Genomic DNA, 18,188 nt, shown 5'->3' on the forward strand with positions numbered 1-18,188 from the left:
TTTCTACAGTTTCTCTTTTTCATAAGTATTGATCGATTTTTTAAATTCATAACAAAGCTTCATCATCAGATAATAATAAGGCATAAACTGTCTGACTATAAAAATCTTTTCCAGGGCGTAAAATAATATCTCCAAATCCTTCAAATTCTACAGCGCCTGGACTTGTTTGCGTCTCAAAGGTTATTCCCCCATGATGAACGACTTGGTTTCCATGAACTTCAGGACCTGAATTACCAAATTGAGCTGTAAAAATAACCACAGTGTCCCTATCAGTGTATACATTCACAGTAATGTCTGACTCTGGTGAAACCAATACAGCTTGAGGTGTTTCCTTCGTCTTATGATTGAGTATAAAAGGATGATCTAATCCATCCACTAATACATTTTGTTCATAGTTTGTTTGAAATACTTCATTGACCTTTTTAATCGTTCTAAAATCAAAAGGTGTATTTGCAACTGACCTTTTCTCTCCTGTTGCATTAGTGTCACTGTCGACAACAACAAATTTATCAGCGTCTATCAGTAATTGATGATCGGCAACCGTTTTGGTCGGATCTCCAGTCAGATTAAAATAAACATGATTCGTTGGATTGAAGAGTGTACTCTCATTAGTGCTAGCCTGATAGGTTATTTTCCATTCATTTTGGTTACTTAAGGAATACGTAACACTCACTGTTATTGTTCCTGGAAAACCATTTTCATTAGCTGGACTAGTATGCGTAAAAACAACTGAAAGTTCTTCATCATTTTCTTTGATTGCTGTCTCCCATATTTTTTCTTCAAAACTATGAGGTCCACCATGGAGGCAATGATGAGTGTTTGGGTCAACAAAAACTTGGTAATTTTTTTTATCAATTGAAAACTGTCCATTTTTAATTCTGCCTGCAACTCGCCCAATCGTTGCGCCAAAGTATAAATCTTTTTCAACATATTCTTTTTCAGAATCAAATCCTAAAACAATATTTTTTCTACCAACAGCTGTTGGTACATATAAGTTAACAATCCGAGCACCTAAGTTTGTCGCTTCTAGAGTAACACCATTATTATTAGTAAGCGAATACAAAAATGCATGCTCTCCAAATTTTTTCTCTGTAACTTTCATTAGCTCTCCACTCCTTATTCATTCTGCTTCCTTAATAAAAAGGAACACTCATTATCATTTTAGCATGTTTTTTTCTATATTTTCTTCTAATTGGCACTTTCAACTATTTTTGTTTGATTTTACAATATCCTTGTCAACTTGCACTTTAAAAAAGAAAAGGGATAAAATTATACAAAAATTCTTTTATTTGTAACAAAATAAGACCTCTCTCATACTCGAGAAAGGTCTTATAAACATTGCTGTTTGAATTATGCGTCTGGATTTGCGTTGGCATCTTTGATACCATACTTTTTGTTGAAACGGTCCACACGTCCGTCTGCTTGTGTAAATTTTTGACGTCCAGTGTAAAATGGATGAGAGTCAGATGTAACTTCGACACGGATTACTGGATAAGTATTTCCGTCTTCCCACTCAACAGTTTCCTCAGAGTGCTTAGTAGAACCTGATAAGAATTTAAAACCTGTTGTTGAGTCCATAAATATAACTGGGTGATATTCTGGATGGATATCTTGTTTCATAGTCTTTTCGCTCCTTTGCCCTGATACATTTGCTGTATCAGAGTTATTTTGTCGATATACAACAGTACTATAATAGCATGATTCTTTTATTGATGCAATTATCTTTTTATATTTCTTTTTGCTTGTTTACCAAATGAAACATCATGGAAATCTTCAAAGAAATTTTGATTGTTTTTAGTTTTGCGTAAAAATTTGATGAACTGCTCTGTATATTCCAAAGAATCCCCTGTCATATGATTGCGCAACTTCCATGTTTCTTCCAATTGTTCTGATGACATCAGCAACTCTTCTTTACGAGTACCCGATTTCTTGATATCAATCGCAGGGAAAATACGACGATCTGCCAAGTCACGAGACAAGTGCATCTCCATATTTCCAGTTCCTTTGAATTCTTCAAAAATCACATCATCCATACGGCTGCCCGTATCCACTAAAGCTGTTGCAAGTATCGTCAAGCTTCCGCCTTCTTCAATATTTCTAGCAGCACCAAAGAAACGCTTTGGTTTATAAAATGCTGCAGGATCAATCCCTCCGCTTAATGTTCGTCCGCTTGCAGGGATTACTAAATTATAAGCACGAGCTAAACGAGTAATACTATCCATCAAAATAACGACATCTCGTTTATCTTCCACTAAACGCATCGCACGTTCCAAGACTAACTCAGAAACTCGTGTATGGTTTTGCGGTTGCTGATCGAATGTTGAAGAAACTACGTCTCCTTTAACACTGCGCTCTAAATCAGTCACTTCTTCTGGACGTTCATCAATCAAAAGTAAAATCAATTCTACATCTGGAAAATTCTCAGTGATGCCATTAGCAATTTCTTTCAAGACACTTGTCTTACCTGCTTTTGGCGGGGCAACGATTAAACCACGTTGACCAAATCCAACTGGTGAAAAAATATCAATCATCCGTGTAGATAATCGGCCTGAAGTTGTTTCTAATTTGATTTGTCTTTCGGGGTAAAGTGGTGTCAGTGCAGGGAAATGCGGACGTTGTTTTGCTTCTTCCGGATCTTTTCCGTTAACACTTTCAACATGCATTAAACCATAGTAACGCTCTGATTCTTTAGGAGGACGAGCTTTCCCCGCAACTTTATCACCATTACGTAGACCGAAACGGCGAATTTGAGAAGATGAAATATAAATATCTTCTGCACTTGGTCCATAATTGATTGGCCTTAAAAAACCGTAGCCATCCTGAGAAACAATATCTAGAACCCCTTCCATTAAGAAGAATCCTTGTTTCTCAGCTTGAGCTCTAATTACTGCTAACGATAATTCTTTTTTGTTCATTTGGCTATAATAAGGAATTTTAAACTCTTTTGCATAAGCATAAATATCTTTTAATGTACTATTTTCAAGCTCTGCCATCGTTAAATAGTCACTCATTTAGCCACCTCAATTTCTTCTTCTGTCTCAATCATTTCAATATCTGCACCAAGTGCTGTTAATTTTTCAATAATGTGGTCATATCCACGTAAAATGTATTCTACGTTATATATAGTAGTTGTACCTGTTGCCATTAATCCAGCAATGACTAAACAAGCACCTGCTCTAAGATCAGAGGCAACAACTTCTGCACCATGTAATTGTGTTGGTCCATTGATAACGATCATATTTCCTTCAATCGAGGCATCCGCACCCATACGAACTAATTCTGGGATATGCTTTGTCCGTTGTGCGTAGATACTATCAATAACTTCCCCTGTTCCTTTGGCTTTTAACATTAATGGTGTGATCGGCTGTTGTAAATCTGTTGCAAAGCCTGGGTATGGATACGTTTTAACTGTAGTCATTTTTAAGTCATGAGAAGGATGCACTTCGATCATATCTTCTTCGATCGTCATGTTGACACCCATTTCTTGTAACTTTGCTATAAAGCTTTCTAGGTGTTCATAGATTACATTGCGTACTTTTACGCCTTCCCCCATCGCTGCAGCTAAAGCTAAATAGGTACCTGCCTCAATTCGATCAGGAATAATCGAATGACGACAACCATGTAATTTTTCAACACCTTCGATTCGAATAATGTCCGTTCCCGCACCACGAATATTTGCACCCATATTATTCAATAAAGTCGCAACATCAATAATTTCTGGTTCACGAGCAGCATTTTCAATGATTGTCTTTCCTTCTGCTTTGACCGCAGCCAACATTACATTAATCGTCGCGCCAATTGATACCATGTCCATAAATATTCTAGTGCCGCGAAGTCCATCATCTGTTCTTAAATACATTGCGCCATGTTCATTCGTTACATTGGCACCAAGTGCTTCGAATCCCTTGATATGAAGATCAATAGGACGAGGTCCTAGATAACAGCCACCAGGTAAACCGACAACTCCCTCACCAAACTTACCCAACAATGAACCCATAAAATAATAAGACGCACGAAGACTATTGATCTTGCCTTTTGGCATTGGAACTGAAACAATCTCTGTTGGATCGATAACAAGTGTATTATCACTAAATGTAGTTTTAGCACCCATGATTTCTAGAATTTCAATTAATGAGTGGACATCTTGAATATCTGGTACACCATCTAGAGTTACTGGTGAATCAGCTAAGATAGCTGCTGGTATCAATGCCACTGCACTGTTTTTTGCTCCGCTGATAGATACTTCTCCAGTTAATGGACGATTGCCGTTGATTACGATTTTTTTCATTTTTTATTCTCACCTATCTATGTAAAACAATAGTTTTATTTTTTTATAATATACCCAAACTATTCTAACACATTAAAGAATAATAAAAAAGGCAACAGCTGACCCATTTAGTTTATTTTCATAATTCATTTCTTTTTTCTCAGTATTTTAACGAATATCGAACAACAGAAGCTAATACATAAAATTGGAAATAATAAAAAACTGAAACAACGGCAAATGCGTCATTCCAGTTTTAATCAGTTATAAAAAATAATTATGCTTTATTAGCAGAACCGAACCATTCGATACGTTGTTCAACTAACTCAGTAACAGCTTTTGTTCCTGGTGCTAATAATTTACGAGGGTCAAAGCCTTTACCTTCAAGATCTTTGCCTTCTTCGATGTATTTACGTGTTGCAGCTGCAAATACTTCTTGACACTCAGTATTAACGTTGATTTTAGAAACGCCCATTGAGATTGCTTTTTGAACTTGCTCTAAAGGAATACCTGATCCACCGTGTAATACTAATGGAATGTCACCAACAGCGTCAGCGATTGCTTGTAAGTGATCAAATGCTAATCCAGTCCAGTTTTCTGGATAAGAACCATGGATGTTACCGATCCCGCAAGCTAGGTAATCAATACCAGTTGCTACCATTTGTACACACTCTTGAATGTCAGCTAATTCGCCAGAACCGATGATTCCGTCTTCTTCTCCGCCGATTGAACCAACTTCACATTCCACAGAAACGCCTTTAGCGTGTGCTTTAGCAACAACATCTTTAGCTTTTTCGATGTTTTCTTCAAATGGTAAGTGAGAACCATCAAACATTACTGAAGTGTAGCCGATTTCGATACATTCTAATGCATCTTCATAATTACCGTGATCTAAGTGAAGAGCTACTGGTACAGTAATTCCCATTGAATCAATCAAGTCTTTTACTAAATCGTAACATACTTGGTATCCACCCATGTATTTAGCCGCACCCATAGAAGTTTGGATCAAAACTGGCGCTTTTTTAGCTTCTGCAGCTTCAAGAATCGCTTTTGTCCATTCTAGGTTGTTTGTATTGAATCCTCCAACACCGTAGCCGCTTTTGCGAGCTGCTTTAAGAAATTCAGTTCCTGATACTAATGGCATAATAAAATTCCTCCTAAGTTTTAAAAAAACTTTATTTGTTAAGGACACCCTTAACCAACAGTTATATTTTAGCAGACTTTTTAGTACTTTTCTACTAAAATTACCTTTTTCAGAAAAGTTTTGTCTAAACTTTCACAAAACTAAAGACACTTTCTTCTTTTTGTCTAAAAAAGAATGAATCAGTCTATGAATTTTTTCTCGATATATCCAAAACATTTCTATCTTTTTTTTATTAATTAAGTAGTTAAAACTATAAAAATCCGCCAAACTGCTGAACAAATCCAGACACTTTGACGAACTTAACTGTAACACTTCTATTTTTGTTTCATCTTGCGTTTTTTTACTTCTGGAAAACTACCCGTACTTTTGAAAATCCGCTGCTCATCTTCATTAGCAAATCTCCCAAGCACTGAATGAGTTGGAATGATATTCATAAAGGCATTTTCATCTACTTCATAAACAATTTGTTCCAAATCATATAATTCATAGCGAGTAATTACCATCATAATCATCCGCCCTTCAACACCAGAATACCCTCCCATCGACGGAAGCAGTGTCATCCCACGAATCATTTGTTTTGAAATCGCCTGAGTAACGACTTCGGGTTGAACTGTCACAATCATAGCAGTTATTTTTTGATGACTTGTATGTATCGTATCTACAACTTGTGTCATACAATAAATTGAAATAATCGTGTATAAAGCACTTTCCCAATCAAAAACAAACCCCGCAATAACAACAATGATCCCATTTAACATAAACATATAATTACCTACGGTCTTACCCGTTGTCTTAGATAAAACCAGTGAGATGATATCCATACCACCAGTCGTAAAACCCATTTTTAATGATAACCCTGCGCCGATACCAATCAATACACCACCCACGATTGCATTCATCAATGGATTCGTTGTCACCACTTCAATAGGAAGTAAAATCGTAGTTAGCGAAACCCATGCCACGTTTAAAAAGCTGTAAATCGTTGACTCTTTCCCTAATTTTAAAAAACCTAAAACAAAAATTGGAATATTTAATAGTAAAATAAAAAGACCTGTATCCATCGTAATCGACAAGTGAGTATATAGTAATGTTGCAATAACCTGCGCAACACCATTCATTCCTGCAGAAAAAACTTTTGCTGGAATCAAAAAAAAGTTTAAACTAATTGCTACTAAAATACCCGTAACAAAAATAACAGCAAACTTTTTTAGCATCTCACTTTGTTTGTATGTAATAATCCATTTGCTCATCGGTATCCTCCTAATTTAAGAGCCTAGTTAGCTCTTTTCACTCTGTCTGAAAAATCATTATGCTTACTATCATAAAGCCAACCTGACTTGTAAATGATAATAGATAAACTGACTCCTCAATTCTTGTTCTTTACTACCTTGAACAAAAATGCCCCGATTTAGAATAACAGTTCCCTCAAAAAAAGAAAAGAGAAATTGATTAAAATGAGGATTATTTTAGCTTATTTCCGTCTACTTTTCCTTCACAATAAGCTTTGTCAGGAAAAACGACTTTTTCACTTGTTTCTTACCTATTTAATGGTACTATAAAAGTACGAAATAGCGGGAGGAGATTATCAAATGGCAGCAAAAGAAGCAAGCTTTGATGTAACATCTGAAATGAACATGGAAGAAGTAAAAAATTCGATTCAGATTGCGTTGAAAGAAATCAAAAATCGTTTTGACTTTAAAGGATCGATTGCTGATATTAAGTTAGAAAATGACAAACTTGTAGTCGTTGCAGAGGACGACTACAAAATAGAACAAGTTAAAGATGTCTTATTCAGTAAACTGGTTAAACGTGGAGTACCTATCAAAAATATCCACTTCTCAGCAAGTGAAAAAGCACTTGGTGGTTCTGCCCGTCAATATGGCGACTTGATTAGTGGAATCGACAAAGACAATGCAAAGAAAATCAACGTTGCTATTAAGAATTCCGGCATTAAAGTGAAATCACAAATTCAAGAAGACAAAATCAGAGTAACTGGAAAAAGTCGGGATGATTTACAAAAAGTGATTACTTTGCTTAGAAACTTAGAGTTACCAGTAGAATTACAATTTACAAATTATCGCTAAAATAAAGTCGAAATAAGAAACATCAGTTTGTTAAAAAAACTCTGATGTTTCTTTTCTACTTTATCTATTCACTCAAAAAATCAGCCAATTCTTGGGATTTTTTTCCACTATTTAATCCTACAATTAAGCGAATCCGAGCTTTCGGTCCGTTTAAACCTCTAGAAAAAATAATGCCCATTTTCTTTAAATTAACACCGCCGCCTTCATAATCATAAATATCTTCAGCGATACCGTTAGAACAGCGAGAAACTAGAACAATTGGAATGTTTCTAGCTAAAAGTTTCTCTATTGCAGGGAGTGTTTCTGGTGGAAGATTTCCTGCTCCTAACGCTTCAATCACGATACCTTGGGTTTGGTTATTATCTACTAAATCAAATAAACTACCATCCATACCGGCATAGGCTTTAATCACATAAACTTCTCCCCCAACCGTTTGGATATCACATACTTCCTGAGAACACACTTCACTAGCAAAAAAAGTCCGTTCTTTTGCAATCATCCCAATAGGGCCAAAGGTCGGTGTACGAAATGTTGCAACGTTCGTTGTGTGGGTTTTAGTTACATAACGAGCCGTATGAATTTCATCGTTCATCACAACGAGTACACCTTTACCGTAAGATTCATCTGAGCATGCTGTCCAAACTGCACTTATAAAATTATATAACCCATCTGTTCCAATTTCATTACTTGAACGCATCGCACCTGTTAGAACTACAGGGATTTTATTTTCCAACGTAATATCTAAAAAGTACGCCGTTTCTTCCAGTGTATCTGTTCCATGAGTAATCACTACACCATCAATATTTTCAGAATATGCTTTTTGGATACGTTGTTTTAACTCTAGCATCCGTTCCAAAGTCATATGAGGGGAAGGAATATTAAAAATTGCCTCTACGATTAAATTTACTTTTCCTGCTAACAATTCTTCTTGGTTCAGTAAAGGATTCATTTGGTTTGTCGTGACATTTCCATCTACCTCTTTAGACATCGAAATAGTACCGCCAGTATGTAAAACTAATATAGTTTTCATTTTTAGTCTCCTTATTGTTTTTTTATTTAGATAAGTCAGTGAACGTTCTACTTAAAAAAGAGCCGAATATCTGATGATCGGCTTTTTCAAGTAATTATGATGACACTTTTTGAAAGATTAACGCTAATTTTTAAAAATCAATTTCGTCTTTTCTTATAATCTTTTTTTAGTATACCAGTTAGAGCTACTTTTTTCTATCGTCGATTGATTGGTTTAACTGCCAAAATTGATGCAGAAGTTGCTTCGTTCCGTCAGGTGAAAACGCAGTTTGTACTCCATTCCAATGAGCTGGAAAGAAACGTTGAACAGCATTGGTTGTAAAGCGCTGATCTAAAAGAAGAACAATCCCTTTATCATCCGTATCTCTGATGACTCTTCCTGCCGCTTGCAAAACCTTATTCATTCCAGGTATTTGATAAGCAAATTGAAATCCTTGATTTTTTTTCTGATCGTAATAATCTTTGATTAGTTCTTGCTCATGATTGATTTGAGGTAACCCAACACCAACAATTGCAGTGCCAATCAATCTTGTACCTTTTAAATCAATACCTTCAGAAAAAATACCCCCTAAGACACAAAAACCAACTAATGTTTCTTTTGGTTCTGAAATAAACTCCGCTAAAAAAGCTTCTCGTTCAGCTTCGTTCATCGATGTTTCTTGAATCTTCGTTTTTATCACGGGATTTTTATGTCGGAATAAATCATAAACGATATCCATATATGAATAAGATGGAAAAAACACAAAATAATTACCTTTTTTGTGTTGGACCATATTGGTTAAACTTTCAACTATTTTTCCATAACTACTTTCACGTTCTTTATACGTTGTTTGAATATAATTTTCGATTACTAATAATTGGTTTTCTTTCGGAAAGGGACTGGGAATTCTATATCGTAAACTCTGAACACCACCACCTAGAATTTCTTGATAGTAATCCAGTGGTGTTAAACTTGCAGAAAATAAGATACTTGCTTTACCTTTTTCTAATTTTTGTTGTAATAGAAATGATGGATCAATACAAAATTGCTTAACAACAATATCATAGTTTTGACAGTTTACATAGGTGCAATAATGGGTATCATATCCTTCACTGATTTTAGTGTAATTCAACAAGTCAAAATAAACACTTAACACTTGATTTAGTTCAGTAAAATCTTGATTTTCTGGCAACCATTCTTTGATTTTTTCAGAGAGAGAGTACACTGATTTGACAAGGGAGTCGAGGGGCTCGCTTTGCTGTATAAATTCTCTTTCCTCCTCATCACAAACAAGCTTAATCTTATCTAACTCTTCTTCAACTTTATCAATTCCTTGAATCAATTTTTTCTGTTTCTTATCAAGAACCTCTTTTAGAACAATTAGTTTATTTTTGGATAAAACTGCCGAGTACATCTCTCTCGAGCGATTCACTAAATTATGAACCTCGTCCACCAAAAAGATATTTTCTTTTTCCTCTGTTTGCTCATCAAAAAATCGCCTTAAGTACACAACTGGATCAAATAAATAATTATAATCGCAAATGACTAAATCACACCATAGGCTAACATCCAAAGATAATTCAAAAGGACATAATGTATGTTTACGTGCATATGATTCAATCACTTCACGAGTAAATTGATTTTCATTATTTAATAAATCCCATAAGCCTTCATTTAAACGATCATAATAACCATTTGCAAATATACATGCCTCTGGAGTGCAGTTTCGTTCTGTTAAAAAACAAATTTTATCTTTAGCAGTTAAAGTAACACTCTTAAGTTCCAGATTTTTTCGTTTCATTGCCTCCACAGCATCTTCCGCTACTTGCCTGGTGATAGTTTTGGCTGTTAAATAAAAAATTCTTTCTGCCTGTTCTTCACCAATTGCTTTTAATGTTGGAAACAGGGTAGAGATCGTTTTACCTGTTCCAGTCGGCGCTTCAACAAAGAGTTTTTGATCACTTAAAATCGTTTTATAAACTGCTGTCGCCAATTCTCTTTGACCTGCTCGAAAGTCTCCGTAAGGGAATGTAAGTTGTTTTAATGATTGGTTGCGGGTTATACGCCAATTTGCTTTAAAAATCAGCCATTGTTCATATTTTTGTGTTAAGTCATTAAAAAAATCTTTTAGTTCCTCTCTCGTAAATTCTTTTTGTTGACGAGTGATTTCGTTGGTTGTTGTTTGATAATAGGTCAACTGTAAAGTAATTTTTTCTAAGTTTTCCTGCTGGCAATAGATGTGTCCATAACACATCACTTGATACCAATACATATCTAGTTGTTCTTCTAACAACTCTGAAAATGCTGGTTCTGATGTTTTGATTTCATCGATGACTGTCCGTTTGTTTTCATCAATAAAAATACCGTCAGCACGGCCTTCAATTATGTAGTTTTGTTGGTTTAACTCTATGTCTATTGCTAGTTTGATTTCCTTTTTGTACTCTTCACCAGCTACTTTTTGAAGCTTACGATGAATTTTCGCTCCCTCTAAAGCTGTATGTTCACTGGTGTGCCTAGTATCAATACTGCCTCGGCGTAAAATAAACTCCACTAACCTACGAACTGCGATTCTTTGAGTATTCTGCATGTTCAATCCCACCTGTCATTTACTTATTATAGAACATACATTCGTAAATTAAAAGAGGCGAGAATTAAAAATAGGAAAATCTAAATGAGGTTTTCTTTGTCTCATTTAGATTTTAGCTTTTTATGAAAAGTTAGATAGTAAAGCTCACTCTGCTGACCTTTTGTTTTTCACCATTACGTTGAATAGTCACTATTTATTTTGACATACTCATAACTCAAATCACAACCAATCACCTGAAAACTTTCTAATCCTTGGTGAAGGTCTACGGTTATATAAATATCTTCATTTTTTTCGATGTACATTGCGATCTTACTGCTATTTTGTTTTTCTTCTCGATTTTTTGAAAAAATAAGATATTCGCCGTAATAGATATCTACTTTATTTTGGTTAAATATTAATCCTTCTGTTTTACCAAGGGCCATTGCGATACGCCCCCAATTAGGATCATGTCCAAATAATGCAGTCTTTACTAAAGGCGAGTTAATAATTGATTTGCCAGCTCTTTTTGCTTGCTCCTGACTTTCAGCATTTTTAACAGTGACAAACATTGTTTTTGTTGCGCCTTCTGCATCTTTGATAACGTCTAATGCTAATTCTTTACAAATTTGATTCAGCGATTCTTGTAACTCTTCTTGTTTAAATTCATGATGTCCACTAGCTAATAAAGCTACTGTATCACTTGTGCTAGTATCTGAGTCAATACTCATTGTATTAAATGATTGATCCACTGCTATTTTCAGCATAGGGTAAATCGCTTGTTTACTTATTTTAGCATCCGTTAAGATATATGCTAACATCGTCGCCATATTTGGCTCAATCATACCAGAACCTTTGACAATTCCTAAAATTTTTACATCTCCGATTTTTAAACTACGTACTTTGATTCGTTGATCCGTTGTTAAGATAGCATGGGCAAAATTTTCATAATTGACTTCTAATTCAAGAGGATGATTCTCAAAAAAACCTTCTATAATCTCAATTGGTAGCTGAGGTCCGATTAGACCTGTAGATGAAGGTAAGATATTTTCTTTTTCAATCTTTAGTTTGTTGGATATTTTCTTTAATATCTTATATTCATTTTCTCTGCCGGTTTTTCCTGTTGCAACATTCGCTATACCACTAGTCACAACAATAGCTTGTAACTCGTTATTTTTAATATGCTCTTTTCCGATTGGAATGCATTCTCCACAAAATGCATTCTTTGTAAATACTGCTGCAGCGTGACATACTTTGTCAGCTATGATCAACCCGAAATCTTTTTTTCTTTTTTTTATTCCAACATGTGTCCCATAAAATTTAAATCCCTCAGGTACTTCTTCATACTCTTTCATCGTTCACACCATCCCGTATTAGTAATCATATATAATTCTCTAATTTCATAAAAGTATAAATCAAAGCCCAAAGATAGTCAATGAATTTTTAATCATTCCCAAAACTTGAAATGAATTTTAATTCACATTAAACTGTATATTACGTATAAGAAAACAAAAAAACAGTACTCAGATTTCTCTGAATACTGTTCATGAAATATTTTTTTATTAATTATTTTTACCAAAAATACGTAAAAATGCTAAGAATAAGTTGATAAAATCAAGATATAGTTGTAAAGCAAAGAATACTGCAATACCTGTTCCTGCTTGCCCACCTGTTTGATTGTATACTTGACGAATTCTTTGGTTATCGTAAGCTGTAATCCCAGCAAAAATCAACACCATCAAAATTGAAATGAAAAATGATACAGCGCTACTTTTCAAGAAAAAGAAGTTAATGACCATCGCAATAATAATTCCAATCAATGCGCTATAAGCTGCATGACCCATTGCTGATAGATCTTTTTTCGTAAACATTCCGACTAATGACATCGCTCCAAAAGTCGCAGCTGCACTTACAAATGCACTGACCACTGTTGCCTGAGCGTACATTAGCAAAGTCGCAGAAATCGTCACACCATTTATAATGGAATATGCTACAAAACCGCTGATTGCTAAAGTTGGATTTTTTTGTGCTTTGAATCCTAAAAATAGTACCAGTCCAATTTCAACTAGCCATAAACCGAAAAATAAACCGGGTGATTTAATTAGTGCGATTAAGACACCTGGAAAAACAGTCAAAATCAGATAGGATACTAACGCACTTACTCCAATTCCCATCGCCAAAAATGCATAGATTTTTGAATAAAATTTGTTTATTCCGGCATTTACTACTGCTCCGTTATTCATTTATTTTTCCCTCTTTCTCTTCTAATTCTGCTAATGTGACTTGTGGCGGTTGAACCATCACGACTGCATCAAGTACTCGAGCTTCTTCCTCGTTGACAGCTTCAATTGAAATCGTCACAACATCTTTCATTTTATCCACTTTGATCACTTCAAATTGAAACGTGAGTGTTTCGTAGTGAAAAACTGGTTCAACAAAGTTCACCGAAAAATTGACTACATGAGAGCCAGGTCCTGGTAAATGCTTTGAAATTGCACTAGTAATGATTCCCATCAGCATAATTGATGGTACGATTGGTTTGCCATATTCCGTTTTTTGGGCATAATCATGTTGGATATATAAAGGATTGGCATCGTTGGTTAAGCCCAAATAAAGAAGTAAATCTTTATCTTCGATCGACTCAGTTAAAGACAGCGAATCGCCTTCCTCAATATCTTCGATGGTTTTGCCTAATTTTCTCGGTTTTCCGATATTCAAATTAGTACACCTCCACTAATGATAAGATAATTGTACCAAAATGACAATAAAAGGCAAGTTAAAAAGAAGCCTTAAGCAAACTGTTAAGACTTCTTTTTGGAAAAATTATATATTTTTAGCGTTATATGCTCTTTTTATAGAACATTTCTAGTTGTATTACTCAATAATGTCTCATAAGCTTGTTCGAACTTTTGAACATCTCCTGCGCCCATAAAAACAATTACAGCATTCTCGTGATCTAAGAGAGGCGAAACATTATCCTCTTTAATCACTTGTCCGCCTTTTTCGATTTTATTGCCAAGATCTTCGATTTTTACATCACCTTGTTTTTCTCTAGCAGAACCAAAAATATCACAAAGGTAAACTTGATCTGCTAAATCTAAAGCTTCAGCAAATTCATCCATCAGCGCAATTGTGCGTGTAAATGTATGAGGTTGGAAAACAGCAATAATTTCTTTGTCTGGGTATTTTTGACGAGCACCATCAATCGTTGCGATGATTTCAGTTGGATGATGTGCGTAATCATCTACAATAATCATATCAGAAACTTTTTTCTCTGTGAAACGGCGTTTTACCCCTTCGAAGGTTAACATCTCTTCAGTTACTTTTTCCATGTCTAAATCTTCAAAGTAAGCTACAGCAATCACACCTAATGCATTCATGATATTATGCTGGCCAAAAGCAGGTAACACAAAGTGGCCAACAAATTTCTCATCGTGATAAACATCAAATGAAGAGCCTTGCGTTGTCCGTTCGATATTTTTAGCTTGAATATCATCATCATCTGCTAATCCATAATAATAAACTGGAACATCAGACTTTAATTGACGTAAGTATTTATCATCACCGTAGGCAAAAATACCTTTTTTCACTTGATTAGCCATTGTTTGGAAGGCTGAGAAGACGTCTTCAATACTCTTATAATAATCTGGATGATCAAAATCAATATTCGTCATGATTGCATAGTCTGGAGAATAAGCAAGAAAATGACGACGATATTCACACGCTTCAAAAGCAAAAAACTCAGCTTTCGGATCACCATGCCCTGTCCCATCACCAATCAAATAGCTCGTTGGTGCAATTCCAGTCAATACGTGAGATAGTAAACCTGTTGTGCTCGTTTTCCCATGAGAACCTGTTACTGCAACACTTGTATACGGCTCAATAAAACGTCCAATAAAATCATGATAACGAATGACTTCTGCACCTAATTCTTTGGCGCGTACTAGTTCTTCATGTGTATCAGGAAATGCATTTCCTGCTATAACGATCATTTCTTTTGAGATATTTTCTTTATTAAAAGGTAAAATAGTAATACCAGCTTTTTCTAAATCACGTTGTGTAAAGAAATATTCTTCGACATCAGAACCTTGTACATTTAATCCTTTTTCAAATAATACAAGTGCTAACGAACTCATCCCAGAACCTTTAATTCCCACAAAATGATACAATACGTTTTCTGTTTTTTCCATGATAATCCTCTTCTCTTACTGGCTATATGTAAAAAATAAATTTGTCATTTTTGTAAAATTGTACGTTCTCCATTATCGTATAAATCAAAAAAATAATCAACCCAAAACAGCTAGATAATTACATAAGAAATAGAACGCTATAATTTAGATATCAGTCATAAGAGGCATAGATAGCTGACCTGAAAAATGCTTACTTACTTAAATAGTCGTATTGTTGTAATTTCCGGCCTTATTGTTGATTTATTCAATTTTTTATTACTTGTAAAAAACTCATTAGCCATTAGTTTTCATAATTAATCCCCTAAACCAAAAAAAATTTTAGCTTAGGGGAAATTTAAAAACAAATTCAATCTTTCATTTTTAATAATTATGGACCAGTCTCAACTGTCCATATGATTTGTGCAGTATATACTTTGTCTTTTAATAGACTCCCTGGCACCATTTTTAATAAGAATGTTTGGTTATTGTTTTTACCAAAATCAAATTCTTTGATACGCTCACTAGATGGTCCTTTTTGCCTATATATTTCAATATCTGCTAATTCTGTCATATATTTGATATCCTGATTGTCTTGAAAAACAATATCAGATGCCGTTATTATACCATCCTCTGTTTGAAGTACTTTTTTAAATCTTGATTTCAATGCCCATCCTGTTTGGTAATATTGCGTGTTTTTGATGATCATTTTCATATTACTTTCTAATGGAATGTAAGTTGTATTTGATTGTATAGTAGGCGTGCCAAATGAAATGTCTGTTGGAAAATCCTCAATTTCTATCTTACCCTTTGAAAGTTTCAGAACGATTTTTTTGCTTAAAGAATCTATGTTTAGTGTTGCTTCATAAATCCCAGGTTGTTGAATATTATCATCAAATGTAAGATTAATTTCATTTGTTCTGTTTTCTAGCGTTTTCATATTTATTGCGCTTGCTTTACTATGCTCTAGTATGAATTGTTTTTGCGCCTCTTTCTCCTTAGGAAAATCTATTGCCAGAACCGTAATTGATTGTCCAAAAAGAAAAGTTTTTCCATCGTCAACTGTGTCTTCGCTTTTGATAAAAAAAGGAATAGTCAGTTCCAACTGATTTTTTGCTTTATCTCTAAGCACCAAGATAGCTTCCGTATAACCAGGTTTTGATAAATCTGGTTGTTTTGTTATTTCTATATCCACTTGATCTGCACCAGCATTATCTGATAAATCCATAATTAAACTTTCCACAGGTGGTAACCCATCACCAATATTTAAAATTTGAAGTACAGGTTTTGCTTCTGGTGCAAGAGTATCTTGAACTTCTAAAATTTCAGAGCGTTCACTTTGATTGCCACTAGAATCGGTAGCCGTAACATAATATTTTTTATAGGGTTTCAACGGCCTTTGACTCTGAGGAATGTCTATTACAAATTGATCGTCTCGAGTTGCTTTACCAGAAAATATAAGGTCATTCGTCGTGCTATCAAACACTTTTACTGTAGATTCGGTTTCTGCTTGTCCTTCGATTTGATTACTGACGTCTTTTAGCGATGTCACTATCGGTTTGAATGGTGCACTGACATCTTCAACAATTTGTTTCTTCACCACTACTTTACCATGTAGGGCACTTCTGATCATAATCTCTTGTTTCCCTCGAAAATAACTACCTTCTGGTAATTTATAAACGATATCCCCATTACTATCAGCTCTTATTTGGTAGCGATACCCATCCCCTTCAACTTGGGACTCAAGCGAGCCTTTTGGAATGTCCTCATGACCTGAAAACCACACAAATGCATTAGGGTAGGTTTTAGCTCTAATCGTTGTGCTATTTAGAGTAGTTCGATCATCAGTCAACCCGTCCACAGTTAATGTCATACTCACCTTGTTCAATAGATTTTGCGCTTTAGTTATTTCTTTAAGGTAGTTGGCTTTTAATGTTTCATTTAGTACTTCACTCGCTAGTGCTTTTGCTTTATTTATTTTAAGTTGGGTTGTACTGAGTTTGATTGCTGTATGTGTACTATCAGTAAATAGATCTTCTATTAAAGCCTTTGATTCATCAACAGCATGATTCAAATCCACGAAAGAAGACGTCTTAAAAAATCCATTATTCCTATTAAAAACACCGTTTCCATGAACCGAAAATTCAATTGTCGCTTTATCTGATGTTGCCACGAATACCTTTCTTATACTCGTTGTGATCTTATCTCTAGCATTCTGAAATTGATTTACTTGCTTAACATAATAGGAAGAATCTAAATTAGGATACTCGGTTCCTGGAAAAACAAATACCGAGTCTTTGGTACTAAAACCGTTATATCCATGATCTGAAGTTACACTATCAACTGTTATTGAAAATTGGTAGATTTTCCCTGGCACCGTATTAATAACTTGTTTGACAGATACCTTGTCACTAGTTCTTTGAACCGGTGATATTTGAATGTAATCATACCTTTCTGATACTTTAAAACGTGTAAGAAAATCGGGTTCAGCAATTAATTTAGGATAATCAGGGATTGATTTACCATTTAACAGTGGAATCCAACTGTTTTTCGACAATAGGTCAAGCTTTTTCAAACTTTCATCATTCGCATTCGGTGGTGGTAAAATTGACTCAGCCTTTAATTTTTCCGTTGAGCTTTGTAGAGCTACAGCGCAACTAAAAAACAACAACAAACTTAATAAAATAACAGTGTAAAATATATTTTTTTTCAATTTAATATCCCCCCAGTTAACATTCTATAGCACAACGACTTTATTTTATACTCCAATACTGAACACTTTTCTGTTCACATAAGGAATTCCTTACAAAATATAGCCATGTTAAAGAAAAAAAAAAAGAACAGATTGAAAAAACAATCTGTTCGAGAGTTCGAAATATATTTGGACACTTTTCTAGCGTCATTATCTTTGTATGAATTTTATTAACCCTTGTATCACTCAATTTGTTGTTAGGTGAT

The 18,188-nt window shown here is 34.7% G+C and carries 14 protein-coding genes; 1 reads left to right on the top strand and 13 read right to left on the bottom strand.

Translation table 11 applies throughout. The annotated features are described in order from the left end of the window. Positions 1-46: 46 nt before the first annotated feature. The 6 genes from BCR23_RS00975 to BCR23_RS01000 all read right to left on the bottom strand — a co-directional run bounded on the left by BCR23_RS00975 (position 47) and on the right by BCR23_RS01000 (position 6,658). Complete coding sequence (locus BCR23_RS00975; RefSeq protein WP_069633635.1) at positions 47-1,102, bottom strand: aldose epimerase family protein; 1,056 nt, start codon at positions 1,100-1,102, stop codon at positions 47-49. Positions 1,103-1,350: 248 nt separating this feature from the next. Then, a complete protein-coding gene (locus BCR23_RS00980) occupies positions 1,351-1,620 on the bottom strand; it encodes a type B 50S ribosomal protein L31 (RefSeq protein WP_069633636.1) in 270 nt (89 codons plus the stop codon). Between the two features lie 98 nt (positions 1,621-1,718). After that, positions 1,719-3,011 (bottom strand): transcription termination factor Rho, encoded by a 1,293-nt coding sequence (gene rho, locus BCR23_RS00985; protein WP_069633637.1) that lies wholly within the window; start codon positions 3,009-3,011, stop codon positions 1,719-1,721. Further along, complete coding sequence (locus BCR23_RS00990; protein ID WP_069633638.1) at positions 3,008-4,288, bottom strand: UDP-N-acetylglucosamine 1-carboxyvinyltransferase; 1,281 nt, start codon at positions 4,286-4,288, stop codon at positions 3,008-3,010. The genes rho and BCR23_RS00990 overlap by 4 nt, the downstream gene beginning before the upstream one ends. 253 nt (positions 4,289-4,541) lie before the next feature. Beyond that, on the bottom strand, positions 4,542-5,408 hold the full coding sequence (locus BCR23_RS00995; protein WP_069633639.1) for a class II fructose-bisphosphate aldolase: 867 nt from the start codon (positions 5,406-5,408) through the stop codon (positions 4,542-4,544). A 314-nt stretch (positions 5,409-5,722) separates the two neighbouring features. Further along, complete coding sequence (locus BCR23_RS01000) at positions 5,723-6,658, bottom strand: YitT family protein (RefSeq protein WP_069633640.1); 936 nt, start codon at positions 6,656-6,658, stop codon at positions 5,723-5,725. Between the two features lie 339 nt (positions 6,659-6,997). On the opposite strand from BCR23_RS01000, the gene BCR23_RS01005 reads away from it, so the two are divergent. Then, positions 6,998-7,492, top strand: a complete 495-nt coding sequence (locus BCR23_RS01005; protein WP_069633641.1) for a YajQ family cyclic di-GMP-binding protein — start codon at positions 6,998-7,000, stop codon at positions 7,490-7,492. A 64-nt stretch (positions 7,493-7,556) separates the two neighbouring features. Here the strand turns inward: BCR23_RS01005 and BCR23_RS01010 are convergent, their stop codons facing one another. From BCR23_RS01010 to BCR23_RS01040, 7 genes are all read right to left on the bottom strand, one after another. Beyond that, positions 7,557-8,522 carry an asparaginase gene (locus BCR23_RS01010; protein ID WP_069633642.1) on the bottom strand — a complete coding sequence of 322 codons (966 nt, stop codon included), beginning with the start codon at positions 8,520-8,522 and terminating at the stop codon, positions 7,557-7,559. Between the two features lie 184 nt (positions 8,523-8,706). Continuing rightward, positions 8,707-11,088 (bottom strand): ATP-dependent DNA helicase, encoded by a 2,382-nt coding sequence (locus BCR23_RS01015; RefSeq protein WP_069633643.1) that lies wholly within the window; start codon positions 11,086-11,088, stop codon positions 8,707-8,709. Positions 11,089-11,261: 173 nt separating this feature from the next. Further along, entirely contained in the window at positions 11,262-12,419 is a 1,158-nt protein-coding gene (argJ, locus tag BCR23_RS01020) for a bifunctional glutamate N-acetyltransferase/amino-acid acetyltransferase ArgJ (protein WP_069633644.1), read from the bottom strand. A gap of 207 nt (positions 12,420-12,626) precedes the next feature. Continuing rightward, the gene (locus tag BCR23_RS01025) at positions 12,627-13,307 is read right to left on the bottom strand and encodes a Bax inhibitor-1/YccA family protein (RefSeq protein ID WP_069633645.1); all 681 of its coding nucleotides are present in this window, start codon (positions 13,305-13,307) and stop codon (positions 12,627-12,629) included. After that, positions 13,300-13,782 carry a MaoC family dehydratase gene (locus BCR23_RS01030; RefSeq protein ID WP_069633646.1) on the bottom strand — a complete coding sequence of 161 codons (483 nt, stop codon included), beginning with the start codon at positions 13,780-13,782 and terminating at the stop codon, positions 13,300-13,302. The genes BCR23_RS01025 and BCR23_RS01030 overlap by 8 nt, the downstream gene beginning before the upstream one ends. A 134-nt stretch (positions 13,783-13,916) precedes the next feature. Beyond that, positions 13,917-15,254 (bottom strand): UDP-N-acetylmuramate--L-alanine ligase, encoded by a 1,338-nt coding sequence (murC, locus tag BCR23_RS01035; RefSeq protein WP_069633647.1) that lies wholly within the window; start codon positions 15,252-15,254, stop codon positions 13,917-13,919. Between the two features lie 367 nt (positions 15,255-15,621). Then, positions 15,622-17,943, bottom strand: a complete 2,322-nt coding sequence (locus tag BCR23_RS01040; RefSeq protein ID WP_069633648.1) for a toxin Cry1Ac domain D-VI-related protein — start codon at positions 17,941-17,943, stop codon at positions 15,622-15,624. Positions 17,944-18,188: the final 245 nt, after the last annotated feature.

It is taken from the genome of Enterococcus quebecensis, from assembly GCF_001730365.1.
In the GTDB taxonomy this organism is placed as follows: domain Bacteria; phylum Bacillota; class Bacilli; order Lactobacillales; family Enterococcaceae; genus Enterococcus_L; species Enterococcus_L quebecensis.